The organism is Sediminicola sp. 1XM1-17 (genome assembly GCF_037203765.1).
Classification (GTDB): Bacteria; Bacteroidota; Bacteroidia; order Flavobacteriales; family Flavobacteriaceae; genus Sediminicola.
The window spans coordinates 156,249-181,703 of record NZ_JBBCAS010000005.1 but is presented as its reverse complement, the minus strand read 5'-3'; the positions used below and the strand labels follow the sequence as shown (position 1 = coordinate 181,703).

Sequence of the window (25,455 nt, the reverse complement as noted above, 5' to 3'; positions counted from 1 at the left end):
AAAAAGTATGTATGAATGATACGGATTTTTAGGACCGATGCCAAACACCCCGATTTTAAGATGCTTGTGGCCAAGCTTGATGCGGACCTGGCCCAAAGGGATGGGGACGAACATTCGTTTTACGATCAATTCAATAAGATAGCTTTGATTAAATATGCCCTAGTGGCCTATGAAGAGGGAGTTCCCATTGCATGTGGGGCCATAAAACAATTGGAGCCAAATGTCATGGAGGTAAAGCGTATGTATGTAACACCGGAAAAAAGGGGTATGGGTTTCGCTACCATGGTCCTTTCCGAATTGGAAGACTGGGCCCGTGAACTGGGTCAGAAGACCTGTGTCCTGGAGACCGGCAAGCGGCAACCAGAAGCCATAGCCCTGTACACTAAAAATGGATATACGGTGATTCCGAATTACGGGCAGTATGCCGGTATTGAAAACAGTGTTTGTTTTGAAAAACACCTGTTAGGATAATTTCGAAAATGCTGTGGTAATCAGGTTATAGGTGGTTATTTTGCAAATAACTGGCTCATATCCTTGAAGGATTTAAACTCCAGTGCATTGCCGGCAGGGTCATAAAAGAACATGGTGGCCTGTTCGCCTACCTGTCCTGCAAACCTGATATAGGGTTCTATCACAAACTTTACGTTTTTGGATTTCAAGTCTTCGGCAAAGTTTTCAAATTGCTCCCAATCCAGAACCACCCCATAGTGTGGTACGGGCACATCCTTGCCATCCACAGGATTGGTGTGGAGAGACTCTTCTTTGGATTTCGGCTTGTAGTGTATCACCAACTGATGTCCAAAAAGGCTAAAATCTACCCAATGATCACTGCTACGCCCTTCCTCGCAATTAAGGACGTCCCTGTAAAAGGTTCGGCATTCATCCAAGTTATGGACTGGTATGGCAATGTGGAATGGGTTTACTTTGGACATAGCTTTGATTTTTGATAAAAATAAATGATTTTTATGAATTGAGGAAGTCAATAATTTTCTGGTTTACTTCTTCCTGATGTAAGGAATGGCCCAAACCTGATGTTTTTAATAGGGAACTCTTTTTCCATTGGCCGTGGATTCGTTCCGCCGCTGAAAAAGGCGCTATAGTATCCAGTTCATCATGGACAATAAATCCTTCTTTGTCAATTTTCTGAGAAAATTTTGCTGCCGAAAATTCATGCACTTCAACCTCATAACGTTCGTAAATATATCTTTCCAGTTCTGAAAGGACAACATCGTTGAAGCTCAATAAATTTTGATAGTGGTCCATCAGTTCCGATAATTCGGATGGGGAACCCAAGGAAACCAATTTTTTTATATCGGGATTGGGGTATTTATACTGGTTGTATATGGTGGTCATGCCACCCATGGAATGACCAATGACAAAAGATGGATTATAGGTGCTTATCACCACATTGGTACATTCTGTGTACAGGGGAACATTCAACATATTTCCTGAGGAATTGCCGTGGCCGGGGGCATCAATGGCGATGATATTGAATTGGGCCTCCTGTAATTTTTCGATCAGGTTTTTCCAGCGGTACACATTGCTTTCCCAACCATGCAGCAAAAGCACAGTTTCCTTGGAACCAGACCATTGATAGGTCTGGATATTGATGCTATCCATCTGAAGTACTTGATCTTTTGCCGCGTTGAGATATTCCTGCTGATGCGGCAGTACCTTGCCCTTCCTTGGAGAGCAAAAGAGGTTGAAGGCCTTTTCGGCTGCCTTTCTTTTGGAAATCAGAGCCAACGAATTAAAATACTGCCCGTAGGCCAGCGCCAAATATTTATAGATCAATTTTTCCATGTTGTCCAATTGTGCTAGTCCTCCCTATGGACACTTTCCATGGAAAATGCCGGAAGGCAAATAGCGATATATTCACAGGGTCCATCAAAGGGATTGGAATATTGGATTCGGGTATTCTTCTCAATTTTTATGGACTGTCCCGCTTCTAGGACTACCTTCTCACCATCAATGATAAATTGTTTTTTGCCACTGATGACATAAGTATACTCATCAAATTCTGGGGTCTGGAACGGTTCGCTCCATCCCGGAGGTGCAACCATATGGGCAATGCTTACTTGGGAGTTGCCATCCGTAGCCCTTCCAAAATGTTCTTCTATAAGCTTTCCGTCCGTGGTAGGGACCACAAAAGGTGCTTTCTGCACGGTATATTTTTTCATAGTACGTATGGTAGTTGACCTCTCGATTCCGCTCGAGGGACTGTTTTTAATACATGGAATATTGAATTCTCAACTGCCTTCTAGGCAATCTTTGGAGTGGGTCTGATCAATCCCACCCTACCATGATGTATTTTATTTTGGCAGCATCGGGAATCTGTACCGCTTCAATATTTCCGGCAGTAGGATAACGCAGACTTTCGGGCAATTCCTCTTTGTCTATAGTGATGTACATATCACTATCCCTTAAAAAAATGACCACATTGTTCATGGAGGTCACAATCTTGTCTATGGTGTAGTTGTCCTTAATGTCCTTGAACGTACTTTGGAGCCCCAGGCCTTTATCGGATACGAAACGGGGATCGAAAATCCTAATATTCTCAATGGTCGGAATACTATCCGTAGTCGGGGTCAAAGTGAGAAGGTGCACTCCGCCTTTTTCAAAAACCTGTATTTTTTCTTGGGCCGAGGTCAATTTGGAAATATTTGTATCCAAAACAATGGAGTCCTTCTCGTAAATAGCCTCCAAGTCGGATACCTTGGTGGTCCGACTTACTTTGCCAACATTGTCTTGGGTGATCAAAAAATCCTTATCTGTTTTTTGACATTGTAAAAAGGTGATGGCCACTAAGGCCAATGCTATGCTATTTCTGTTTTTCATAAATGGTTAACGCATTACTTTTTTTAGTATTCCCAAAACGCCCCTAATAAAAGTGGCACTGGTGAGTACTTTTACCAAAGGATCTTGGCGGGTACTTGTTCGTCTTGTGGTTGTTCTTCTGCTTAAAGTTTCTTTTTCGTCTATTTCCTTGGCCTTTTCTGCTGCCAATTCCGCCCTTTCAATTTTCTGGTTCAGAATTTCATAGGCACTTTCACGGTCTACAGTATCATTGTATTTTCTGACCAATTTGGAGTTGTTTACGACTTCCTTCAATTCACTTTCCGTTAGCACATCCATACGGCTCATCGGTGCCCGTAACATAGTAGCAGCCAAAGGCGTAGGTCTTCCTTTCTCATCAAGGGCAGAAATCAATGCCTCTCCAATCCCCAAGGAGGTCAACACCTCTTTGGTGTCGTAAAACTCCGAGTCCGGATAGTTTTCCGCGGTCAGTTTAATTGCTTTTCTGTCCTTGGCGGTAAAGGCCCTAAGGGCATGCTGTACTTTTAGGCCCAACTGTGCCAATACATCATCGGGCACATCGGTTGGATTTTGGGTAACAAAGTAAAGTCCGATTCCTTTGGAGCGGATCAGTTTAACGATGCTCTCAATTTGGTCCATTAGGGCTTTGGAAGCTTCCTTGAAAATTAAATGGGCCTCATCAATAAATAATATTAATTCCGGTCTATCGCTATCCCCTTGTTCCGGGAAGGTGGCATATATTTCTGCCAATAGGCTCAACATAAACGTTGAGAACAGTTTTGGTCGGTCCTGTATATCTGTTAGCCGTAGAATATTGATATATCCCCTACCTGTGTCATCGATCCGAACGAGGTCTTCAACATCAAAGGATTTTTCACCAAAGAACAGTTCGGCACCTTGCTGCTCCAATTCAATAATTTTCCGCAATATGGTTCCTGTAGAGCTGGTAGAAATTCTACCGTAACTATCCTGGAATTCTTTTTTTCCTTCACCAGTGGCATATTGTAATACCTTTTTGAAATCTTTTAGATCCAACAAAGGCAATTTGTTGTCGTCACAATACTTGAACACCACAGCCACAATACCTTCTTGGACCTCGGAAAGGTCCAATATTCTGGAAAGCAGTACGGGTCCAAATTCGGAAACCGTAGCCCTTAATTTTACCCCGTCCTGTTCGGAGAGGGATAATATTTCTACGGGAAATCCTTTTGCTTCAAAGGGGAGCCCAATTTTTGCATGGCGTTCATCAATTTTGGGATGTCCGGGACTCGGCTGGGCAAGTCCGCTCAGATCTCCTTTAAGATCCATCAGAAGTACGGGAATTCCTTTGTCGGATAAATTTTCAGCAATGACCTGTAATGTCTTGGTTTTTCCTGTTCCAGTGGCTCCGGCAATCAAGCCGTGCCTGTTCAAGGTTTTCAATGGGATCTTTACAAAGGCATTGGTAACCGTTTCCCCATCCAAAATGGCAGAACCCATAGTGATGAAGTCGCCTTTGGTGGCATATCCCTCTTCAATGTGAGCAAAGAAATCGTCTTTGGTACTCATGGTGGTATATTTTTGATAAAAATAGGCTAATTTTAAACAACATAAAAGGGAGCTCCCACCAATAAGGTAGCCAATTAATTACTTTGCAATATGAAAAATAGTCTAGTTCTTCTTATCACTTTGATTTTAGTACCTATAGCAATTCTTAAAGCCCAAGAGAAATCTCCACTTATTTTCCACGCTTCCCATGAAGAGAAAAAGCAATCGGCACCGTTCAGCGATGCCGTTGAAGTTGGGAATCTGTTTTTTTTGGCTGGGCAAATTGGTATGGACCATTCCACTAGAACACTGATTTCAGGAGGGATCAAGGCCGAAACGGAACAGACCATCAAGAACATTGCAGCCGTTTTGCAGCATCACGGGATGGACTTGGATCGGGTAGTGAAATGTACGGTGATCCTCAGTACCATGGATGATTTTGCTGCCTTCAATGAGGTGTATTCCCAATACTTCACCAAAAAACCGGCACGGACCACTTTTGCCGCCAGTGGTCTGGCCGCCAATGCCAAGATAGAGATAGAAGTGGTGGCAGTTAAATAATGATCCACAGGGAATAGACTTTGAAGCTTCTTTTCAATATTTTCTTACCGGTTGCTCAAAGCCATTTCCTTTTTCTAAAATAGATCAACATGCCAATGGCCACTATGATCATGACCCCCCACATGATAAAATAGCTGTATTGGTAATGAAGCTCAGGCACTACATCAAAATTGGTCCCATAGATTCCTGCGATAAAGGTCAGTGGTATAAAAATAACGGAGAAAACGGTCAGGAACTTCATGATGTCGTTCAATTTACTGCTGATCATGGTATGGTAGATGTTTAGCTGATCTGATAATATTTCCCGATAACTGTCCGAAGATTCTGCTGCCTGGTTGGCATTCGCCAATAATTCCTTGTAATGCACATAGGTGGTCTCTTCAATGAATTCCGATTCCATTTTGGAAAGTGCCAAGATCATTTCCCGGGAAGGGTTGATGTTTTTCCGCAGGAAGTTCAGCTCGCGCTTATAAGCGTTTATCTCATCAATGACGCTCTGGTTGGGATCTTGCAGTAACTTTTCTTCCAATCCTTCAATTTTGTCCCCCAGTACACTGATGATGTAGATGTAGTTGTCCACCACAATATCCAAAAGGGCAAAGGCCAAATAGTCAACTCCCGAATTACGGATCCTCTTTTTATTGTTCCTGATCCTTTCCCGTACCGGATCAAAGACATCCCCTTTTTTTTCCTGAAAGGATATCAGGACCTTGTCCGTTAAGATGAGGCTCAAATTTTCTACGGTGATTTCCTGGGTCTTTTCATCCTGCTGCAGCATCTTGATGGACAGGTAGATGCAGTTGGCATATTCGTGTACCTTGGGCCTGGCTTGCGTATCCATGACATCGGCCAGGATAAGCCTTTCTATCTGGAAGCCCTTGGAAATTTCTTCCATGACCGCAATATTGTGCAGGCCATCTACATTGAACCAGGTGACCGTTGGTTTTTCCTGATATTCCAATACCTCCTTGACCGTCTGAACGGCACTTTCCTGCAAATTGTCGGCATCAAAATCAATCAACCTCAAAAAAACTTTCTCCGCCTTCTTTTTGCCCCTAAAATATAGGGCATCCGGCGCCAGCCCTATCTCTTCCTTCTTTTTTTTAACAATTCTAGCCATATGGTTCTGCCTTAAGATTCACTGCTGTGCTATGTTAAGGTACCATTTTTTTTAGAATCTGGTGTTAGATGGTAGTGGCCAAGCCTTGCCTATAATTGCCCTAGGGCGTAAATGAAATTTTCAAGGAAATCCTTTCTTTTGGATTCATTGAGGGCATCTAGGGAGAGGAACGGATTTAGGTCTTCCACTTCTACCAATAGGAGGGTATTGTCTTTCAGCCTGCAGCCATCGATGCGTACTATACCCCGTTCCATAGCGTTCCATTGCACAAATTTTTCGGCAAATGCCAAATCCTTGTCAGTGGTCGTATATTCCTGTAAATCCCACCGTTTTTCCTTGTTTGGGGCATACAGCGCATACTGGAATTTATGGTTGAGGTAATAGAAAGAAACCTCGTATTCAAAATCGAGATAAGGTTGAATCAGCCTTCCTTTTAAATCAATTTTTAATATTTCTTCCTTGGAAAGGAATTCCATTCCAATGGAGTCGGCCCCATTCTTCAGTTTTATGACATACTTCTCAGGCGCTCCGAGCTTTATTAAGTCCTTTAGATTGTCTACGGTGGGGATTACGGGATATTGCATTTCTGTCAAATCCAATAAATATTGTTTCCCCTTGATGTCGGCCTTTCCATCTAAGGAATTGAAGGTGATGATTTGCTGCTCCTTGGCTTGGGCCACGAACTTTTCAAAATACTGCTGATAGCCAAGTACGGAACCGGTATTTCTGAATACGAGCACATCGGCAATATCCAAATAGGACAAAACCTGATGGGGGTGGCCTATAAGGATGTTAAAATGCTCTTTAAGATGGGAGGTGATATACAGGTCCTCCTCATAATATTTTCTGCCCTTGGCCTCGTAATAGAAATCGGTTACGTATAAAATGGTCTTCATCAAAATATCGTAGAGGTTGATAGTTTTTAGTGCTGTCTAAAGCATTTTGGCCAAGATCTCCTTCATCATTTTTGCGGCCAGAAAGGCGGTCATATCCTGAAAATCTCGTGTAGGATTGTACTCCACGATGTCGGCACCCACCACCTCGGCATCCAGATTCTGGATAAGGTCAATGACCTGTCTGGAGGTGAGTCCCCCAGGTTCATGATGGGATACCCCGGGTGCAAAGGCGGGATCAAAACCATCCATGTCCAATGATATGTACACCGGATTCTTAAATTTAGAAATACTGGACAGGTCCAAGTTGTTCATAGGGTGAATTTCTACCCCGTACTTTTTTGCCTGCTCGGCCTGATGGGTATTCAGGGTACGGATACCCACTTGTACCAATCGGACTGCAAATCCATTTTCCATGATTCTGGCAAAAGGACAGGCATGGGAGTAGGGATCACCTTCATAATGGTCATACAGATCGGCATGGGCATCGATATGTAGGATATCCAGCACCGGATATTTTTCATGTAGGGCCTTGATCAGGGGAAAGGTTATGGAGTGGTCGCCACCCAAGGTCAATATTTTGGGATGTTTGTCCAAATGGTTTTTGGTGATCTCCTCTATTTCAAAATAGGAGGAAATCCCAAAATCTCCCTTATCCACAATGTGGTCAGTTTCAATGGTGGTGCCATCTTCGGCGAAATAATTCATGGAACCCGAGTGAAGGGCTTTCCTGATCAATTTAGGGGCAAGACCTGGACCTTTTTGGAAGGACGACTTTTCATCGTACTGAATGCCTTGGATGATGATATTGGACATGCTATATGGTTATGGTAGTTATAATTTTAATGCTCGCCCAATTCTTTTGGGTATCTATCGGCAACGAGGTTCAGTTCTATCCCATGCTCCAAATAAGCTTTCAATCCGGCCAAGACCCAAGAAAATCCACCTGTGGAATCCCTGACGCCCGACAATATTTCATCCGGGGTGCCCTTAAAACCTGTGTTCGTGATGGAAACAAAAGTCCGGTAATCGTCCAAAGCCTTAAATTCCCACTCTATCAACTGTTTGTTGTCACCTGAGCCCCATTCAACAATCAACAGTTCATTGGTAACCACTTTCAGAACATGTACCGGGACCGTATGGTTGTACATCTCCCAGGTCCAATCCACAGTTCTTCCTTTTTCCAAAAGCCCTGTACTTTTCGTAAACCAAAATTTGGTAGTGATCTCAGGATTCGTAAAGGCCATAAAAACCTGTTCCACAGGCTTTCTGATCAGCATGGCAGCATGTGCAAAATTATTGGTATCGGTCATGATGTTTATTTTATATTGATGGACTTTGTAATTTATTCATAGTACTGGTTATGCCGGTTAAATGTACATAAACTAGTTTAGGAATGGTTCCAATACGGGCCATACGTTTTTGTAGGCCACAATTTTTTGTCCCTCCACGGTGGGATGAATCCCATCGGCTTGGTTCAATGTTGGAATTCCTGCAACACCCTCCAATAAGAATGGGATCAGGGCAGCATTGTTCTTGTCAGCCAATTCCGGAAATATTTTCCTGAACCCTGTGGTATATTCCTGTCCCATATTTGGTGGAATCTGCATCCCGGCCAAAACTATTTTCGTCTCTGGATTTTTTGCGAGTACTTTATCAATGATGGTCTGAAGATTACTGCGCGTCTCCTCCAATGGAATTCCACGAAGTCCGTCATTGGCACCCAGTTCCAGAACGAAGATATCCACCTTTTGGTTCAGCACCCAATTGATCCGGTTCTTTCCAGCTGCCGTTGTCTCTCCACTGAGTCCGGCATTTACAACGGTATACGGCATATCAAGTGAGTCCAACCGTTGTTGGATCACGGCAGGAAAGGCTTCATTGGGGTCCAGTCCCATTCCGGCCGTTAGGCTATTGCCAAAAAATAGGATCACCTTTTCAGAAGCTTCATTGGACTTATTGTCCTCTTGCTTTACTTCTTCAGTTACTTCTTGAGACTCCTTTTTGGCCGCTTTATCGCCGCAGGAAACAGTAAGAATGAATAGAAAAAAATAACAAAAGGTTAACAGCGTTCTCATAGGCATATGGATTTTAATCAAAATCATTTCTTTATTTTGCTTCCTTTCGGATAGTGGATATAAAAGTAGGGAAATGACAAAGATATTAAACATACATAACCTAGGGAAAACCTATTCCAGTGGTTCCAAAGAATTAACCGTACTACAAGATATCAGTTTTGATATTGAAACAGGAGAGACCTTCTCTATTGTAGGGCCTTCGGGAAGTGGCAAGACGACCCTTTTGGGGCTATGTGCAGGGTTGGACAAAGCAGATTCTGGCACCATTGCCCTATGTGGAACCGATTTGGGCAATCTCAATGAAGACGAGCGTGCCCTCTTGAGAAACCAGCATGTCGGATTTATTTTTCAGGATTTTCAACTGTTGCCTACCTTAACGGCATTGGAAAATGTGGCTGTACCCTTGGAGCTAAGGGGGGACAGGAGCGCTTCCAAAAGGGCGGTAGAACTTTTGGGCAAGGTTGGCTTGGCCGATCGTATCCACCATTATCCCTCACAACTTTCCGGTGGGGAGCAACAAAGGGTTGCCCTGGCCCGGGCCTTTTGTAACAATCCTTCCATTTTGTTTGCTGATGAGCCTACGGGTAATTTGGATGCCGAAACTGGGGAAAAAGTGGTGCAACTACTTTTTGAACTGAACAAAGAATTGGGAACTACCCTGGTTATTGTGACCCATGACCTGGAATTGGCTCAGAAGACCCAAAGGATCTTGCGTTTAAAAGGAGGAAGGATCATCGAAAATCAAACAGTCGCAGGATGATGGAAAACTCGAAAACACCGTATGCCAAAGCGGGACTTTCATGGCTCTTAAAAATGGCTTGGCGCGATGGACGGGCAAGTGGGGGCAAGCTGGTCCTATTTATGGCCTCTATCATTTTGGGCATTGCCGCCGTTGTTTCCATACAATCTTTTGGGGAAAATCTGAAAGATAACATACAATTACAATCAAAAGCCCTAATGGGGGCTGATTATATTATTGACAGTGGGAAGCCGCCCAATGAACGGGTAACCGCCATCATGGATTCATTGGGTGGTGCCCATGCGAAGGAAATCAATTTTGCCTCCATGGCAGCCTTTCCCAAGAACGGTGCCGCCAAACTGGTGCAGGTCCGGGGAATAGAAGGAGGGTTTCCCTTTTATGGGGAATTGGAGACCGTACCTGTAGGCGCGGCCAAAGAATACCAAACACAGGGAGCTGCCTTGGTTGATGCCACGGTAATGCTGCAGTTGGGAGTAAAACCAGGGGATAGTATTAAAGTGGGGAATATAACCTTACCTATTGCTGGATCCCTAAAATCGGTACCCGGAAGTACCGCCATCTTTAGCTCTGTAGCTCCGCCCATATTGATCCCGTACCGTTTTATAGAAGGGACCGGTTTGATACAACAGGGGAGTAGGGTAGATTATGAGTATTATTTTGTCGCCAAGGAAGGGGCGGATATGGAAGAGCTGGACAAAGTTCTGGATCCTCAATTAGATGCGGAAGATGCCGATCTGGATACCCATACCTCTACCAGTGAACGTCTGGGCCGTAGGTACGATAATTTTGGAAAGTTCCTGAACCTGGTAGCCTTTATATCCCTCTTATTGGGATGTGTGGGCATTGCCAGTGCCATCAACATTTACATCAAGGAAAAACTGCGTGCCGTGGCCGTTCTTAAATGTTTGGGCGCCACACGCAAACAAACCTTTTCCATCTACCTGATACAAATTGCCGCCATGGGCCTTTTGGGCGGGATTGTTGGGACCGTAGCCGGAATTTTACTTCAGCAATTATTCCCATTGTTGTTGCAAGGTCTGATTCCCATAGAAATCCAAATATCATTCTCCTTCCAGGCGATTGCCATGGGCTTATTGTTGGGGGTACTGATGTCGCTACTTTTTGCCTTATATCCACTTATCGGAACCTTGTATGTATCTCCGTTGCAGACCTTAAGGGTAGGGGCAGAAGGAGCCAAAAAACCAAGAAAGGCTTTGCTCTTAGTTTCCTTGGGTATTTCCTTGTTTGTATTCCTTTTCGCCCTATGGCTCTTAAAGGATTGGCGCTATTCCTTGGCCTTTGTAGGTGCCATTTTGGTGACCTTCTCCATTTTGGGCGGGGTAGCCAGTATATTTATGAAAGGGATAAAAAAATACTTTCCAACCTCTTGGGGCTTTACCGCCAGGCAAAGTTTATTAAACCTCTTTAGGCCACAGAATCAGACATTGACGTTGGTCCTCGCCATAGGTGTAGGAACCTTTCTGATCAGTACTTTGTATTTTTCTAAGGATATTTTGCTGGACCAGGCTTCTATAGAATCCAATGCCGACAGTCCCAATATGATCTTATTGGATGTACAGGCCGGACAGCAAACGGCAGTGGCAAAGACCATAGAAAATAGCAATCTGCCCGTCTTGGCCGATATCCCTATTATTACCATGCGGGTGGAGAGTATCAAAGGGGTCATGGCCAATGACATCCGTAAGGATACTACCTCCACCATCAACCAATGGGTATTGAACCATGAATTTAGGGTGACCTATAGGGATTCCCTGATCGCTTCAGAGGATTTGGAGGCTGGGGAATGGACCAGTGAGGTTGCCTCAAGGGACCTTGTTCCCATCTCCGTGAGCGATAACTTTGCGGAAGACGCAAAAGTGCAGGTAGGGGATAAGCTTACCTTTAACGTGCAGGGGGTTTTGTTAAATACCGTTATCGGTAGTATTCGTACAGTAGATTGGAGCAGGATGCAATTGAACTTTTCCATAGTCTTCCCTAAAGGAGTTTTGGAGGATGCACCACAGTTCAGGGTACTGACCACCAAAGTACCCAATGAAAGGCAATCGGCACTTTTACAGAAGGAGCTGGTGAAACAGTTTCCCAATGTTTCCATCTTGGATCTTAGGCAAGTACTCTCGGTCATAGAACGACTCTTGGAAAAGATATCATGGATCATCAATTTTATGGCCTTTTTCAGCATCCTTACTGGGGTCATCGTGCTATTGGGAGCGGTTCGTACCAGTAAATACCAGCGGATCAAGGAAAGCGTACTCTTGCGCACCATCGGGGCCAAAAGCAATCAGATTCTTAAAATTACGGCCTTGGAATATGCCTATTTAGGAGTGTTGGGCGGTTTGTCTGGGATTCTATTGTCGTTGATAGGGAGTCAATTGTTGGCGTTGTTGGTATTCAAAACATCCTTTGTGCCTTCCATGTTTCCGTTTTTGGTACTGTTCCCAGGGATTACCCTTTTGGTTTTGGTCATAGGGTTGCTCAACAGCCGGAGTGTTATCCAAAGTCCACCTCTGGAAGTATTGCGAAAGGAGGGTAGGTAAAGGCATAAATAGGTTAGACCAGTACATTTTCAAATTCCGAATCCGCGCAGAAGATGGCGGAGATCCGGGACTGGTTCACCATGCTTACCATGGTCTCTATGTCCATTCCATTCTCAATACTAAAAATGTTCACATCGGTATTGCGCTCTTTTTTTACATTTTCCAAAAGATCTCCTTGTCTAATGGAGATATTGGTATGCTTGGGAAAACGGACCATAGTCCTCAAATCTTCAATATCGGAGGGTGTGATGGTCATATTGGGGTTGTTGTTCAAAATGTTTACTTCAATGGACCCCTTCCAGTTCCTGCGGATCAATAGGGCTATCAGGGTAGAAAGGTTGTTGTTCCTTACACTAAAGGTTTCCTTCCAATCAATGGGAATGTTGGTCATCCATAGATTGATGCTCTTTTCAATGGCCAAACTGGCCGTGGAAAATGGGATATAGATAATGGTTCCAAAACTGTTCTTTTTGGCGTCCAAAAGGAGTCGGTCATAATAAGAGAAATTGGTTCCCAAGGAGTCCACGCTAACAAATACGATGTTGGGTTTAAAAAATGCGGCGTTCAGGGATTGCATGCTCACATTGATGGTGGTATTGAAATCGGTATTGTCTATCACGGTAAACGAGGCCGACAGTTCATTTTCCTTAAATTTCTGAATGGCATTTCTAAGAAAGCTCTCTATATTTCTTTGTTCCGTTTCATTTTCGTTCCTCAGGGCCAATATTTTAATGGATCCCTTGGGGTAGATAATGGAGTGGATAAGTTTGTAGGAACTCCTGAGCTCCTTGGTCATCGTCATGGGAATCAGCAGGTCCGGACGCCATGACCTTACTTCCCGCTGCGGTCTTAGGGCGTTGGTCTTTTTGGTGGCCCATTCGGCCAAGGCGGTGAAAAGGCCACTTCTGGAATCGCCTGCAGCAGATTTAATGTTCATCCGCACCAAATACATGTAAAAGATCAGGATAAAGATCAAGGAAAACAAGGCTACCAGCACGTTTAGGATAAACATGATGGCGATGGAACCAAAGGCCCCAATGGCCGGAATGATCAAGGGTATTTTTAAGGTGGGCCTATAACTGGGCAGTCCCAAGGTCTGCTCTACCAGCGCTACCACGTTCACCATGGCATAGGTGATCATAAAGAACATGGTGAGCAAGGGGGCAATGGTATTCAGGTTCCGCAGGGAAATCCCGAACAGTACAATAAAAGCGGTCACCAACATGGCGGTTACCGGTTCCCCTTTTTTGGAGAGCTTGGCCAATTTCTGACTTTTGGGCAGGATATTCTTTTCGCCCAGGGCCAATAATATCCTTGGTGCTCCTACAAAAGAGCCAAGGGCAGAGGAAAGGGTGGCTCCCAAGAGTCCGGCAAGGACTATGGGGCCAAATAGCGCCTTGTCTATAAAAACGTTGTAGTTTTTTGCCAATTCTTCCGGTGTGGCGATCATGGCGGCAACAAAGATCAAACTTATGTATATTACCGTAGTGATGATCACCGAGGAAATGGTCCCCAAGGGTATACTCTTACGTGGATTGGTAAGGTCTCCCGACATATTTGCCCCGGCCATGACCCCAGTTACGGCAGGGAAAAAGACCGCAAATACAATCCAAAAGGAAGATCCCCCAAAATCATTTTCTATAGAACCTGGATAGGTCCCGAACCATTCATAATTGAAATTCAGTTCGTTCACGAACAGGGAACCATAAATGGAGATGAGGGAGAGCACAATGATCCCCAGAATGACATATTGAATCTTAAAAGCAAAACTTGTGCTGATAAAGGCGATGCCCATGACCAGGGCAAAAATAAGGACATCCAGAATGATGGGATTGGCCCCAGGGACAAGGGTCTGCAGGCCTTCCCGAAAACCAAAAATATACATGGCCACTGCTATGGATTGGGCAAAATAGAAGGGGATCCCTATGGCACCACCAATTTCCAGACCCAAGGATTGGGAGATCAGGCTAAAGGCACCCCCACTGCCTATACGCACATTGGTGGTAATGGAAGAAAGGCTCAGGGCCGTGGTCAGGGTTATGGCCACTGCCAACAGAACAATGGCAACAGCCCCTAACACACCGGCATTACCAACAACCCATGGCTGACGGATGTACATGATGACCCCAAGGATGGTAAGGGTTGTGGGCGTAAAAACGCCAGCGAAGGTTCCGAAGGTATTTTTGGTCATCATCAGTTTTTAATTACTGAAATTAAGTCAGTTTATAGGGGTCGCCAAAGGGTTGGTTCCATATGGCCTTTGGATCCCACGGTTGGTTACGGACCTTGATATTTTGGGGAGGGCAGAAGGATATACACACGTACAGCCGTCTACGCAACAAGGTCGATGGGTTACTTCTCTTAAAGTTAAGTAATTTTTTAATGTAAAGTACACAGCCAAAAAGGTTTATGGCCGTGTTAGAAATATGGGCGCACCCAAATAATGGTCTTCGGGTCAGCGAATAGGGAGGCGGTAATTAATTGACGGAAATGAGGCTTACTTCAAAAATTAGCACGGAACCACCGGGAATGCCTCGATAGTCGTAGTTGCCATAGCCTAAATGTGCAGGCACCAAGAGGATACCATTGCCACCTTCCTTAAAATAAGGGATGCCTTCCGTCCAGCCTTTGATGACCTGATTCAGGCCGAAAGAAATTCCTTCGGCATCACTCTGGTCAAATACCCTTCCGCTGAGGTAGTATCCTTTATAGGCTACCGTTACATTGGAGGTCGCCGTTGGTTGTGCTCCTGTTCCTTCCTTATCAATCACATAGTACAAACCGGAATCACTTCTTTGGGCCTCCAGATTGTTCTCGGCGATATAGGCGGCAATATCCTGTTCGTTTTTGGCAACGTAATCGATGTTCTCCGATTTTTTATCGGAATCACAGGAGGTAAGGATGGTAAAGACCAAGGCCAAGAAGGAATATTTCATAGGGAGCGCTTTTTTTGAAGGCACAAATATAGCAAAATACCCCATGCTAATTTGCGCTCCATGAAGGATGTTCGTCCCTTTCTTTCGTGGTCGTCAGCCGCCTGCGTTCCTTGCTGTCCAAATGAATGATCCAGATATCGTAGTTTTCAGAACTCCCTCCGGTATAGGCCAGCCATTTACCGTCGGGTGACCAAGAGGGGGAATAGCATTCCGTGGAATCTTGGGTTAGGTTGTACAGGTTTTCGCCATTGGCATCCATCACAAATAAATCCCATTTATCGTTCTCAAGGCCATAAAAAGCTATTTGTTTTCCATTAGGGGAAAAGACAGCACCGGAATCGAATCCTTCTTTATTGGTCAGTTGTTTTAGGTTACTGCCATCTTTGTCCATCACAAATATTTCTCCATTCCCCGCATGTCCCTTTTCATTGGGGTCCCTGAGTTCTCTGGTGAACAGGATTTTGGATCCATCAGGGGACCAGGACGGACTCTCTTCGTAATGTTCGTTTAGGGTAAGGGTCCTGATATTGGTACCGTCCATGTTCATCAGGTACAGGTTCCTTTTGCTGGAGTTTCTATTGCTCATAAAGGCAATTTCCTTCCCATTTGGGGATATGACCGGAAGAACGTCATCGGATGGATCGTTGGTCAGGCGGATGGGTTCCGAACCATCACTATTGATGAGGTATATTTCGGTATTTCCATCGCGTTTGGAATAGGTGGCCAACTGTTTGCCATCGGGGGACCAGGAAGATCCATATTCCAAGGCAGGGTTATTGGTCCAATTTTTTAATTGGCTTCCATCGGCATTCATGGAATATACTTCCGCATTCCCATCCCTGCTACTGGTAAAAGCTATGGTGCCGATAGGCTCCGAGCGTGTTTTGGAAATTGCTTGGTGGGTGTTTTTGGCCTTACAGGACCATAATATTGTGGTGATGGCGATGCTGATGATTAAAGGTGTAATTTTCATATGGCCTCGATTTGATATATAGTAGAGAAGAGTTAAGGTTTTGAAGGATTTTGGTGTTAGGTTGCCTTTTCATAGGCTTCTTTCAGCCAGCCTTCGAGCTGCTCGTCCACTTCACTGCTTTCGGTGAGCTGTACCCGGTGGGTGCACATGCTGCCAAAGGGACCGGAGTTGCCCAAGCGGTCCGTCTCTTCTTTGCCCACCAGTTTCAATCCAAGGTCTATCCTTGTTTTGGTGGCCGGTTTTATCAGGGCGAATTGTTTTTTTCGAATCAGGCTGACCGTGCTTTTTTTGGGAGTGATGACCACATCGGAACCAAATTTTTTGACCGTGGCTATAAGCTTTTCATAGATCGGGAGGAGAGATTCCTTCCCCTGGTACTGGGTGGCGACCAAATCCTCTGGAGAATCCCCTTCGTCCTTGGACAGGAGTACTATGGTATTGGCAAAGCCATGGGTGACCCCGTGTTCCTTTTTTAAAAAATTCATGGCTTCGGAATGTTTGGCATAGGCTTTGGCCTTGAGTAGTTTTTTCCATTCCTGTAGGGATTTGCCCGTTTTTTCGGGCATATTGTCAATCATGGTCTGTAGCGCTTTGTCCATCGTTTTTAATTTTTAAGTGATGCTTCCTGTTCCTTGGGCCTGATCACCACAGCATTTGGGGTGAGCAGCTTGCCCGAGCCATTGGCGATAATGTCTTTGATATAAGATCCGTTTTTGTCAAATAATTTTACGGAGTGGGTATGGCCGTTACCAACGAGGATATGGCCTTCCGGGGTATAAGCGATGCCCTCGGAATTCTTCAATCCGGTAATGAATTCATTTTTGTAGTTCCCTTTGGCATCGAAGCGTTTGATGGCGGTGCCGTTGTAATCGGACACCAATAGGTCCCCATTGAAATCGAACCATATATTCGTTGGTCCCACCAGATTGGAGTCGATAAATATCCCCATATCATTGCCTTCGGCATCAAATTTTCGAACGGTTTTCTCCTTGTAGGAAGAAACATAGAGGTTGCCCTGTGCGTCCCAATCCAAGCCTATGCTTTGGGGTACGCCCACCTTGGTGAACTCACCCAAATTTTTTCCTTCCAGATCAAAACGCAATACGGTACCGTTCCCTGTCCATTGTAGTACATATAAAAGTCCGTCAGGCCCAATTTTTGTCCGGGTGGGACCGGAAATATCCTGGGCGAAATCAGAAATATAGGCACCGGTGGTGGCATGGTGTTCTGTAATGTTGCCACTGCCCAGATTGGAGATCAAGACTGTATTGCTTTCTTCCAAAAAAAGAATGTCCTGGGGCCAGTTCAAATGGGTATCAATAAAAATAGTAGCGTTTTTCCCGTCCTGATCGAATTTTAGGATCTGCCATGGCGGCTTGTCAAAATTCCCCGCATCGCTCACATAGATATCGTAGGATTGGGGGTATACCTGAGTGACTATGAAGATCAGGAAAAAGGATATGACTATTTTCAAGGACTTAATATTCATAGCAAGTAAGATTTATTAATCAACTACTATTGATCAGTGCTATTTGTTTTTCCAGCGTTCCAATCTGGGGAGGCCGGCAGCGAAGAGTCGTGCTACCATGCCTGGAAAGCCCATCTCCTTCATTTTGCCCACACAATATTTTTTCATGTCGTCCACCGTAAAGTCGGGTTGGTTAAAAGCGCCATCCTCAAAACAGTAGCTGCAGTACATTAAATTTCTGGAGCCGTCCGCATTGGAACCGCCCTTTTTGGGGTCCTTGCGAATCGGCATACCGCAACTCTGACAATTCTTGTATGTTTTCATCATTCAGGGGATTAAAAAATCACCCTTAAGTTACGGATTTTCAGCTGAATCGCAATTGAAAATTTTAGAACCCTGCCAAAGGGGATCAACTTTTCTTGCCCCCGTTTTTTATCCAAGTATTGATCTTCTCTTCCAAAAGTACCAGGGGCAAACTCCCGGAGTTCAGTACCTGGTTATGGAATTCCTTGACGTCAAAACCTTCTCCCAGGACCGATTCTGCCCTAGTCCTAAGTTCCCTGATCTTCAGTTGGCCTATCTTGTAGGACAAGGCCTGTCCCGGCGTGGCCATATAACGTTCTATCTCAGCTATTACGGCATCTTCGGATTCGGCTTCGTTTTCCAGGGAATACTGGATGGCCTGTTCCCTGGTCCATCCTTTGCCATGGATCCCGGTATCTACTACCAGACGGATTGCCCGGTGCATTTCCATGCTCAGCATTCCGAAATATTGGATCGGATCGTCATAAAGCCCCAGTTCATTGCCCAAGGATTCTGCGTACAGGGCCCATCCTTCCACAAATACCCCCATGCTCTCCGGATGAAGAAATTCTGGCAGCTGCTTATTTTCTTGTTGTAGGGACAGTTGGTAGTGATGTCCTGGGATGGCCTCGTGTAAAAATAGGGCCTCGTCGGCATATTTGTTATAGGAGGCCACCTCTGGGATGGGCACATAAAAAATACCGGCCCTGGTAGCGTCCTTACTACCGGGAACGTATTCTGCACTGGCCGAAGCTTCGCGAAAGGCTTCGGTGCGCCTCACCTCAAAATCGGCCTTGGGACTAATATCGAAGACCTCGTTCAGTCTAAGTCCGATCTTGTCCTTGATGCTGTTGAAATTGGCAATCACCTCCTCAGGTTGGGTAAAGGGCATTTGGTCTTTCCTAGATCGGATATGGTCAAAAAAGGCCTTGATATCCCCTTGGAAACCAATTTTTTTCTTGGCTTTTTCCATTTCAATGAGGATACGGGTAACCTCGCTCTTTCCCAATTCGTGGATCTCATCCACGGTCATATTGGTGGTGGTATGGTATTTTATAAGGTAATTATAGGTTTCCGGCCCGTTCGGTAGGGCTCCCAAGCCCGAGGTTTCCCTACAGGCGGGCAGGTATTTGTTGTTCAAGAATTGTTGTAGGGCACTGTATTTGGGTTTTAGTTTGTCCGTGATCATGCTGGAATATGCCGTGGTGAGTCGCTCGCGCTCCACTTCGGGAAAATCGTTGGGCATCAGGGCAATGGGGGTATAAAACAAATGGTCCTTTACGGGGGCAGTGATAAAAGGCTCCAATTGTGGGATCATCTTTTTTGTGAGAACCTTGGGCAAGACGATGCCCTTTTTCATTCCTTTCTCCATTTTTACCATGCAGGTATCCAAAAATACCAGATAGTCGTCTACCCGTCTCAGCCAATTGTCGTAATCCTGTACGGTATGGAAGGGCTGTACACTTTTTCCCGCAGCCAATTGTGCCACATACAATTGAAGGGAGGAGATCTGTGCCAGGGGCATCAGCTCAAAACTGGGCATATCGTAAATGGGGGACGCAATGGTCACCATTCTGTTGTTGAGTCCCTCCAATTTTATCTTACAGTCCCACTGCATGACCTTGAGGCTCATCCATTGTGCTGGGGAGACGGCAGTAGAATCGTACTTAATGGAGGCCTCTAAAAATTGGCTATAGTTGCTGAGAAGATCCTGCTGATAAGGATCGGAAATATAATTGGCAATATGGTCGTTGTATTTGTTTTCCCCTCCCTTACTGGCTTCAATGGGGTTGATGCGCAGCTTGAACTGGTAGTACTCTTGGAACAGGCTGTCCAAGGAAGCCGAATCGTCACGTGGTGGGGTTGGTTTTTGTTCTTTACAAGATACTGTGAGGACGATACACAGCAAAAGGGCAATGGAGGGTATTCTCATGTTGCTATTGGCTATTTGGTTTGGTCTTTAAATATATCGATTTTGATGGGAAGTTAAAACAAGGCCACAAATTTTTGCGGGCGCAGGAGTTTGTTCCAATGGCGTGAGATCAGGATTTTCTTATCTTTTTCCGGGCCCAGGTCAGGGCCTTGCTGGAGCCCATGGCCATTATGGCAGCCATGGAGTTGAAGGTGATATCTTGGATATCGAAAACCCGGTGGGGCAGAAAAAACTGAATGCCTTCGTCGATAGTCCCAAAAATAATGGTGAGGCCAATGGCTAGCAGGGCCGGAAAACGGACCGTTCCCCCATGGATGTTGCGCTCCAAAAGGGCTTCGTGGATGAGTACTGCCAAGACACTGTATTCCATGAGGTGACTGCGTTCCTCCAGAACGGTGATCCGCAGGAGTACCATGATATAAACGGCCGCTATGCCTATCCATACGACAATTTCGGTCCTCCCCATTTTTACTTTGAGTCCGTGGAGGACTACCGTAAGGGCTACAAGGAACATCACGGCCAAGAAGCCGATAATGGTTACGCCACTCTGCCGCATATGGTCTATCATGGGCTTGCCAATCAGGAGGGTGGCGTAAATTCCCAAAAGGACCACCAAGGCCCACAGCCAAAGTTTTTTTTCACGCGAAGATCTAAAGTGTCCCATAGCCTTAAGATAGCCATTCTTATTTTGATATGCCGTTTTATGCTATTTTCTATTTATGGCCCCAACGATCAAACAAGGTGGCCATGGTCCAGCCGAAAAGTAGGAACAAGAAACCGAATAAGAGATATATGGCGTACACCAGCTTTGGAAAACCTGCAGCTGCCCCTTTGCCACCAATGGGCAAGATGAGGATACTCCCAAATACCAATATACCGTACACCAGACCTGTCCAAGGCCTTTTTTTGTGTCCAAATTGTAGCACCAAGGCGAAAATAGTTCCAGAAATAAGACCAATGAGCATTCCCAGAGCAATAACTTCCATGGAGCCGTCCCAGCTAAAACCACCTTGCAAATCACCAAGAATGGCTATAAGTCTCATTACCATACGTCCGCCCAACCCCAAAATGAGGGCTCCCGAGACCAGTCCGACCAAAGCTCCGATAAAAATCTGTTTTAATTGGCGTAACATGGTGAGGTTTGTTAATATTAAACAAAGGAGCTATTTCTGTTCAAGGAACAGCCGTTGCTCTCATAAAGGTACAATATTTCGCTTTTCTACAGATCGTTGTGGAGTGTAAGGGATGATGCTACAAGAAAAGAATGGGACAATTAGGGCAAGACTATTTACCGTCCAGATATTTCTTTAGGTTTTGACGGATAAAGTAATCCCATCCGGCTTCACCACTTTCTCGGGTAAATTCTGGCAGGTCATCGGGGAAGGTTTCCAGTCCTACACTGGTAAGTCGGAGGGAACTTTTAGTCCCTTCATCGAAAAGTTCAAAGGTCACCACACCTTCACCCTCACATTCGGCATAAGTCCAATCGTAGGTAATTTTTTTGTTGGGCACGGCCTTTAAAATTTTCCATTGGTGGGTATAGTTGCGTTCGCCCGCATCCACTACAAATGTGGTTTGGAAGCCAACCTCTGGTTTAAAATCCGGGATATTGTCAAAGAACCATTGTTTCATCTGGTCCACTTGGGTTATGGCGTCCCACAGTGCATTTACAGGGACGTTATATAGCTGTTCTACAATTACGGGAATATCTCTGGGTTGTTTGTTCATGGCGGTGTTGTTTGTCATTTGGTTGACCGATTAAAGGTAAGAAATTGTACTGATTTTTACCAAATGGTCAGCAGTTGCGGCCATTTTAATTTCTGCTTTCCAGGAAAGGCCAAATCTTTTCATTTTATATATGAGCTTCTATATTCCTTCTACATTTATAGGACTTGCCATGGCTTTATCTTCATGGCTCTCTTTTTAATTTGTGAGTTTCTAATGACATCAACACTACAACATATTCAATGGGCAAGTATCTGGCCATATGTGAATTATATAATTCTTCATCAAAATCATGTAACGCAAAAGCTGAGGTCAATGCCGAAATTTGTGGCGTGACATTTAAAAACCATAAAGACATATAACTTTAAAGAACAAACAGATGAAAAATTTATTTTTAATTGCAGCATTTATTTTATCGGGAACGCTATTGGCACAGGTAGAGCCGACAGAAGTTAAAAAGGAGACCGAAGTAAAAACGGTTAAGACCAACCATGGGGACAAGGTTTCAAAGAAAAGTGTAAAGGTAGTGACCAAATCAACGGCCAATGTGGAGTTGGATGAAAACGACAAGGACAAAATTGACCAGAGTCGCGTAGAATCGACTGCCAAAGTTGAAAAAGAGGTGTATGTGGACAATGGTGATGCCAACGGATATAATTTTTTAAATAAAGAAACTTTTTATGTTTCCGAAGGTGGTAACTATGCTTTCTCTCCCAACAAACAGGGCTTTGGTATGACTTTTACCCCAGAAAATGAGGAATCTGTAGCCATTGGAAATTCTTGGGTTTCCAGTAATGAAGGCTACTATATTGTAGATGGAGAAACACATGCCGGTATTGGCCATTTCAATGCCAATGGTTATTTTGTGGTAGAATACTATAATAATGATACCAAGCAAGTGGAAGTTAAAGTCTATAAGAAAAACTAGAAAAGTCTAACGATATTAGTTTAAAAGTCCTGATCTGATCAGGACTTTTTTTTGTTTCACACTTATTCCCCTGGTTTTAAGGTAATAGAGCCCACACTGGGGTCAGCAGGTACTTTTAAGTTTTTTCATTTGGGTTAAAAATTTATTCTTGACAGAAATCAACAAATGGCCCCAATTGTAATTTAGCGCTCGAATAATAGTTAAGCTAATCATTAATCTAAATTTTAACGTATGAGAAAGTATCTTGCAATTTTTGCATTTTTAGTAGTAGCGGGCAGTGCTTTAAATGCCCAAGCGGTAAACATTGGTATCAAAGGGGGACTGAATTCCTATACCATTGGCGGTGATGACACCGAGGACATTGATGGTAAATTAGGGTACAATGTTGGACTTTTGGGCCATATCCATTTATCAGAGAGGTTTGGTCTACAGCCTGAGATCGTATATTCTACCCAAGGGGCAAAAGCCAATGATGGCAGTGGAGACGTAAAAATATCTCTGGATTATATTAATGTGCCTGTTCTTTTCCAGTATATGTACGACAATGGTTTTAGAATTCAAGCAGGACCACAAATTGGATTTTTAACCAGTGCAAAAGCCAAAGCCGATGGTGTAACCGTAGATCTTGATGATTCATTCAATACTATCGATTTTGGATTTAGTGTTGGTGCCAGTTATGTGCACCCTCCATCCGGTTTTGGAGTAGACGCACGTTATAACTTGGGACTAAGCAATATCAATGAAGATGATGCTTCCAAAAATTACAACAGAGGATTTCAAGTAGGCATCTTTTATTTGTTCAAACACAAATCCTAAATTAACCTACAGTTTATATTAGTCAAACAATTTGCCATTGTTCAATGTCGCCCAGTTCTTGTGGGCGACATTTTTTTTTATCCTTCATGGAACAAATGTATTGCACACCCAAATACGGTGGCAGACATCACAGTGGAAAACCACACGATTTGCAACCATGGCATGAAAAGAATTTGTCTTTTGCTGCTTTTCCTCCTTAATTCCTTAGCCAAAGGGCAATAGTGTCTATTACAATGATCAGGGAATAGATCAGAAAAAGAATCCCGGCCACGGGTACCGTAAAATATACGTACCAATGAAATGCCATCCAATAGTTGTCGCCGCCATGACCGAAGCCATCGGTCATAATAAGCCCAATAGCTCCTATGATCATAGGGGCCAACCCTATCAGGATAATAATGAACAACCCGATTGGAAATCGGGTTAGATAGTGTTTTTTTTCTTTGATAATTATTCCCATATCACTATAAGGTTTCTATTTTATAAGTATGCTTATAAAAGAGGAACTGAATAGTGCCTTAGATATTGCATAAAAGCCGCTCAAAGGCATATCACTTAAATCAATTGTGCGATCCTTGGCCTGTTTTTTGGTTTACTGATATAACAATTTTGCCATGGTGCAGCCCGTCCCCAAACCGTTGCACGGCCCAAGGTATCTTGTCAAAAGTATAGGGACCATCAATTATACATTTTAGCTTGTTATCCTTATAAAGTCCATTGATATACTCCAAGTCGCTATTGGGGTTTAACATGACCAGATGCATGCGTTTCTTGCTCAATAATTTTAGTAAGGGGTTCATAAAAAGCATTTGTAACAGATTGCCAGATCTGCCGCCTATGGTAACATATTTCCCTTTGGGCCGAAGAACTTTTAGAAACGTCCAGAGCGATCTATTGGTCTTGCAATCAAGTATGAGGTCGTACTGCTCATTTCTTTTGGTAAAATCTACTTTTTTGTAGTCGATTACATGATCAAACCCCTGAATTTTCATGGCGTTCAATTTTTCACCGGTGTCTACTCCGGTAACTTCTGCGTTGTAAAGTTTTGCAAGTTGAACGCCAAACGAACCTATACCGCCACCGCCACCATTGATCAAGATTTTCTGGTCATCTTGTAATTGTCCCACATCCCTTAGGGCTTGTAGGGCAAGCATTGAGGCGTGTGGAATACTGGATGCCTCTTCAAAACCCATCCCATCTGGTTTTTGGCTAAGTGCCTTTTCATCTATACAAAGAAATTCAGCAAAGCTGCCAAATCCATATTGTGAGATATCCCCGTAAACGGCATCGCCCACTTGGAACTTGGAAACATCGTGGCCAACCTGCTCCACAATACCAGATACCTCCATTCCCGGAATCATCATTTTTTTCTTGGGACCAAAGATTCCAAAGAGCAGGCGATAGGCAAGGGGCTTTCCTTTGGTAATGCACCAATCGTAATCATTGATGGTTGTGGCGCGGACTTTGATCAGGACCTCGGTGTTTTTGGGTTGGGGTCTTGCAATTTCTGTGAGCATCAGCACCTTATTGGGCGATCCGTAGTTTTTAATTTGATACGCTTTCATAAATCCTAAAACAACATGGCGTTGGAATATTCTGATGTAACACGATAAATCGTTTCGAAACTTTCCATCCCGTTAAGGTACCACACTCGCTAACAGGAAGTTGTGTTAAATGTACAAAATCTTTAAATAGGTCTTAATTGGGTTTTCCGCAGTATCGGACACCTTTTCATTTTAAGTACGCTGTGTTTCTAGAGAGCGGTCTAAAGACCTGATAATCCTGGTCCCATTAGTTGTGTTATTTTTTAAAAATACCCCGATGGCGCTTCAAGGATATCCAACTTAACCGTTGATCAATGGAAGTAATACTTCCAGGATTTCATGTTAAAAGGTATGCCAACGGAAAACTGAATCAGAATCATCATATTCCCAAAACAATATTGTTGGTGTCTGGAAACCCAGACCTCTTTGTCCTACCCATGTTTGGATTCTTAAACGGTTTATAGGCCTATGCAATTTAATTGTGCATTGGTTTCTTTGTAGGGAGGAAGAAATTCATC

The 25,455-nt window shown here is 44.1% G+C and carries 28 protein-coding genes; 6 read left to right on the top strand and 22 right to left on the bottom strand.

The annotated features are described in order from the left end of the window. Positions 1–15: 15 nt before the first annotated feature. On the top strand, positions 16–471 hold the full coding sequence (locus tag WAA86_RS09325; RefSeq protein ID WP_337300735.1) for a GNAT family N-acetyltransferase: 456 nt from the start codon (positions 16–18) through the stop codon (positions 469–471). 35 nt (positions 472–506) lie between these two features. On the opposite strand, the gene WAA86_RS09320 is transcribed toward WAA86_RS09325, so the two are convergent. The 5 genes from WAA86_RS09320 to WAA86_RS09300 form a co-directional block, all read right to left on the bottom strand. Then, on the bottom strand, positions 507–932 hold the full coding sequence (locus WAA86_RS09320) for a VOC family protein (RefSeq protein WP_337300734.1): 426 nt from the start codon (positions 930–932) through the stop codon (positions 507–509). A gap of 31 nt (positions 933–963) precedes the next feature. Continuing rightward, entirely contained in the window at positions 964–1,803 is an 840-nt protein-coding gene (locus WAA86_RS09315; protein WP_337300733.1) for an alpha/beta hydrolase, read from the bottom strand. Between the two features lie 14 nt (positions 1,804–1,817). Continuing rightward, positions 1,818–2,180 carry a cupin domain-containing protein gene (locus WAA86_RS09310; protein ID WP_337300732.1) on the bottom strand — a complete coding sequence of 121 codons (363 nt, stop codon included), beginning with the start codon at positions 2,178–2,180 and terminating at the stop codon, positions 1,818–1,820. Between the two features lie 106 nt (positions 2,181–2,286). Further along, positions 2,287–2,838 (bottom strand): hypothetical protein, encoded by a 552-nt coding sequence (locus WAA86_RS09305; RefSeq protein WP_337300731.1) that lies wholly within the window; start codon positions 2,836–2,838, stop codon positions 2,287–2,289. Between the two features lie 6 nt (positions 2,839–2,844). Then, the gene (locus WAA86_RS09300) at positions 2,845–4,365 is read right to left on the bottom strand and encodes a helicase HerA-like domain-containing protein (RefSeq protein WP_337300730.1); all 1,521 of its coding nucleotides are present in this window, start codon (positions 4,363–4,365) and stop codon (positions 2,845–2,847) included. A 90-nt stretch (positions 4,366–4,455) separates the two neighbouring features. Between WAA86_RS09300 and WAA86_RS09295 the strand changes: the two genes are divergently transcribed. After that, complete coding sequence (locus WAA86_RS09295; RefSeq protein WP_337300729.1) at positions 4,456–4,905, top strand: RidA family protein; 450 nt, start codon at positions 4,456–4,458, stop codon at positions 4,903–4,905. A gap of 55 nt (positions 4,906–4,960) precedes the next feature. On the opposite strand, the gene corA is transcribed toward WAA86_RS09295, so the two are convergent. From corA to WAA86_RS09270, 5 genes are all read right to left on the bottom strand, one after another. After that, positions 4,961–6,025 carry a magnesium/cobalt transporter CorA gene (corA, locus tag WAA86_RS09290; RefSeq protein WP_337300728.1) on the bottom strand — a complete coding sequence of 355 codons (1,065 nt, stop codon included), beginning with the start codon at positions 6,023–6,025 and terminating at the stop codon, positions 4,961–4,963. 89 nt (positions 6,026–6,114) lie between these two features. Continuing rightward, positions 6,115–6,921 (bottom strand): hypothetical protein, encoded by an 807-nt coding sequence (locus WAA86_RS09285; RefSeq protein WP_337300727.1) that lies wholly within the window; start codon positions 6,919–6,921, stop codon positions 6,115–6,117. Between the two features lie 36 nt (positions 6,922–6,957). Next, positions 6,958–7,734 carry an agmatinase gene (gene speB, locus WAA86_RS09280; RefSeq protein ID WP_337300726.1) on the bottom strand — a complete coding sequence of 259 codons (777 nt, stop codon included), beginning with the start codon at positions 7,732–7,734 and terminating at the stop codon, positions 6,958–6,960. A 26-nt stretch (positions 7,735–7,760) separates the two neighbouring features. Further along, the gene (locus tag WAA86_RS09275; protein WP_337300725.1) at positions 7,761–8,231 is read right to left on the bottom strand and encodes an SRPBCC family protein; all 471 of its coding nucleotides are present in this window, start codon (positions 8,229–8,231) and stop codon (positions 7,761–7,763) included. A 72-nt stretch (positions 8,232–8,303) separates the two neighbouring features. Beyond that, positions 8,304–8,996 (bottom strand): arylesterase, encoded by a 693-nt coding sequence (locus tag WAA86_RS09270; RefSeq protein ID WP_337300724.1) that lies wholly within the window; start codon positions 8,994–8,996, stop codon positions 8,304–8,306. Positions 8,997–9,069: 73 nt separating this feature from the next. Here WAA86_RS09270 and WAA86_RS09265 point away from each other — a divergent pair, with 73 nt between their 5' ends. Then, on the top strand, positions 9,070–9,756 hold the full coding sequence (locus WAA86_RS09265) for an ABC transporter ATP-binding protein (RefSeq protein ID WP_337300723.1): 687 nt from the start codon (positions 9,070–9,072) through the stop codon (positions 9,754–9,756). After that, on the top strand, positions 9,753–12,311 hold the full coding sequence (locus WAA86_RS09260) for an ABC transporter permease (RefSeq protein ID WP_443217579.1): 2,559 nt from the start codon (positions 9,753–9,755) through the stop codon (positions 12,309–12,311). The genes WAA86_RS09265 and WAA86_RS09260 overlap by 4 nt, the downstream gene beginning before the upstream one ends. A gap of 13 nt (positions 12,312–12,324) precedes the next feature. Here the strand turns inward: WAA86_RS09260 and WAA86_RS09255 are convergent, their stop codons facing one another. From WAA86_RS09255 to WAA86_RS09210, 10 genes are all read right to left on the bottom strand, one after another. Beyond that, on the bottom strand, positions 12,325–14,505 hold the full coding sequence (locus tag WAA86_RS09255) for an amino acid permease (RefSeq protein ID WP_337300722.1): 2,181 nt from the start codon (positions 14,503–14,505) through the stop codon (positions 12,325–12,327). Between the two features lie 283 nt (positions 14,506–14,788). After that, entirely contained in the window at positions 14,789–15,247 is a 459-nt protein-coding gene (locus WAA86_RS09250) for an FKBP-type peptidyl-prolyl cis-trans isomerase (RefSeq protein WP_337300721.1), read from the bottom strand. Positions 15,248–15,293: 46 nt separating this feature from the next. Then, complete coding sequence (locus tag WAA86_RS09245; protein WP_337300720.1) at positions 15,294–16,220, bottom strand: TolB family protein; 927 nt, start codon at positions 16,218–16,220, stop codon at positions 15,294–15,296. Between the two features lie 56 nt (positions 16,221–16,276). Then, positions 16,277–16,819: a DUF4287 domain-containing protein gene (locus tag WAA86_RS09240; RefSeq protein ID WP_337300719.1), complete on the bottom strand. Its 543-nt coding sequence runs from the start codon at positions 16,817–16,819 to the stop codon at positions 16,277–16,279. A 5-nt stretch (positions 16,820–16,824) separates the two neighbouring features. Beyond that, complete coding sequence (locus tag WAA86_RS09235) at positions 16,825–17,709, bottom strand: hypothetical protein (RefSeq protein WP_337300718.1); 885 nt, start codon at positions 17,707–17,709, stop codon at positions 16,825–16,827. Between the two features lie 39 nt (positions 17,710–17,748). Next, positions 17,749–18,015: a zinc ribbon domain-containing protein gene (locus WAA86_RS09230; protein ID WP_337300717.1), complete on the bottom strand. Its 267-nt coding sequence runs from the start codon at positions 18,013–18,015 to the stop codon at positions 17,749–17,751. A gap of 82 nt (positions 18,016–18,097) precedes the next feature. Further along, entirely contained in the window at positions 18,098–19,924 is a 1,827-nt protein-coding gene (locus WAA86_RS09225) for a DUF885 domain-containing protein (RefSeq protein ID WP_337300716.1), read from the bottom strand. Between the two features lie 109 nt (positions 19,925–20,033). Next, on the bottom strand, positions 20,034–20,588 hold the full coding sequence (locus WAA86_RS09220; RefSeq protein ID WP_337300715.1) for a VanZ family protein: 555 nt from the start codon (positions 20,586–20,588) through the stop codon (positions 20,034–20,036). Positions 20,589–20,637: 49 nt separating this feature from the next. Beyond that, positions 20,638–21,057 (bottom strand): hypothetical protein, encoded by a 420-nt coding sequence (locus WAA86_RS09215; RefSeq protein ID WP_337300714.1) that lies wholly within the window; start codon positions 21,055–21,057, stop codon positions 20,638–20,640. 151 nt (positions 21,058–21,208) lie between these two features. Further along, on the bottom strand, positions 21,209–21,670 hold the full coding sequence (locus tag WAA86_RS09210; RefSeq protein ID WP_337300713.1) for an SRPBCC family protein: 462 nt from the start codon (positions 21,668–21,670) through the stop codon (positions 21,209–21,211). Positions 21,671–22,028: 358 nt separating this feature from the next. On the opposite strand from WAA86_RS09210, the gene WAA86_RS09205 reads away from it, so the two are divergent. Continuing rightward, on the top strand, positions 22,029–22,577 hold the full coding sequence (locus tag WAA86_RS09205) for a hypothetical protein (RefSeq protein WP_337300712.1): 549 nt from the start codon (positions 22,029–22,031) through the stop codon (positions 22,575–22,577). 231 nt (positions 22,578–22,808) lie between these two features. Then, entirely contained in the window at positions 22,809–23,393 is a 585-nt protein-coding gene (locus tag WAA86_RS09200) for a porin family protein (RefSeq protein WP_337300711.1), read from the top strand. A gap of 196 nt (positions 23,394–23,589) precedes the next feature. Here WAA86_RS09200 and WAA86_RS09195 read toward each other — a convergent pair whose 3' ends face one another. Next, a complete protein-coding gene (locus WAA86_RS09195) occupies positions 23,590–23,853 on the bottom strand; it encodes a hypothetical protein (RefSeq protein ID WP_337300710.1) in 264 nt (87 codons plus the stop codon). 100 nt (positions 23,854–23,953) lie between these two features. Continuing rightward, complete coding sequence (locus WAA86_RS09190; protein WP_337300709.1) at positions 23,954–24,958, bottom strand: NAD(P)-dependent alcohol dehydrogenase; 1,005 nt, start codon at positions 24,956–24,958, stop codon at positions 23,954–23,956. Positions 24,959–25,455 lie beyond the last annotated feature (497 nt).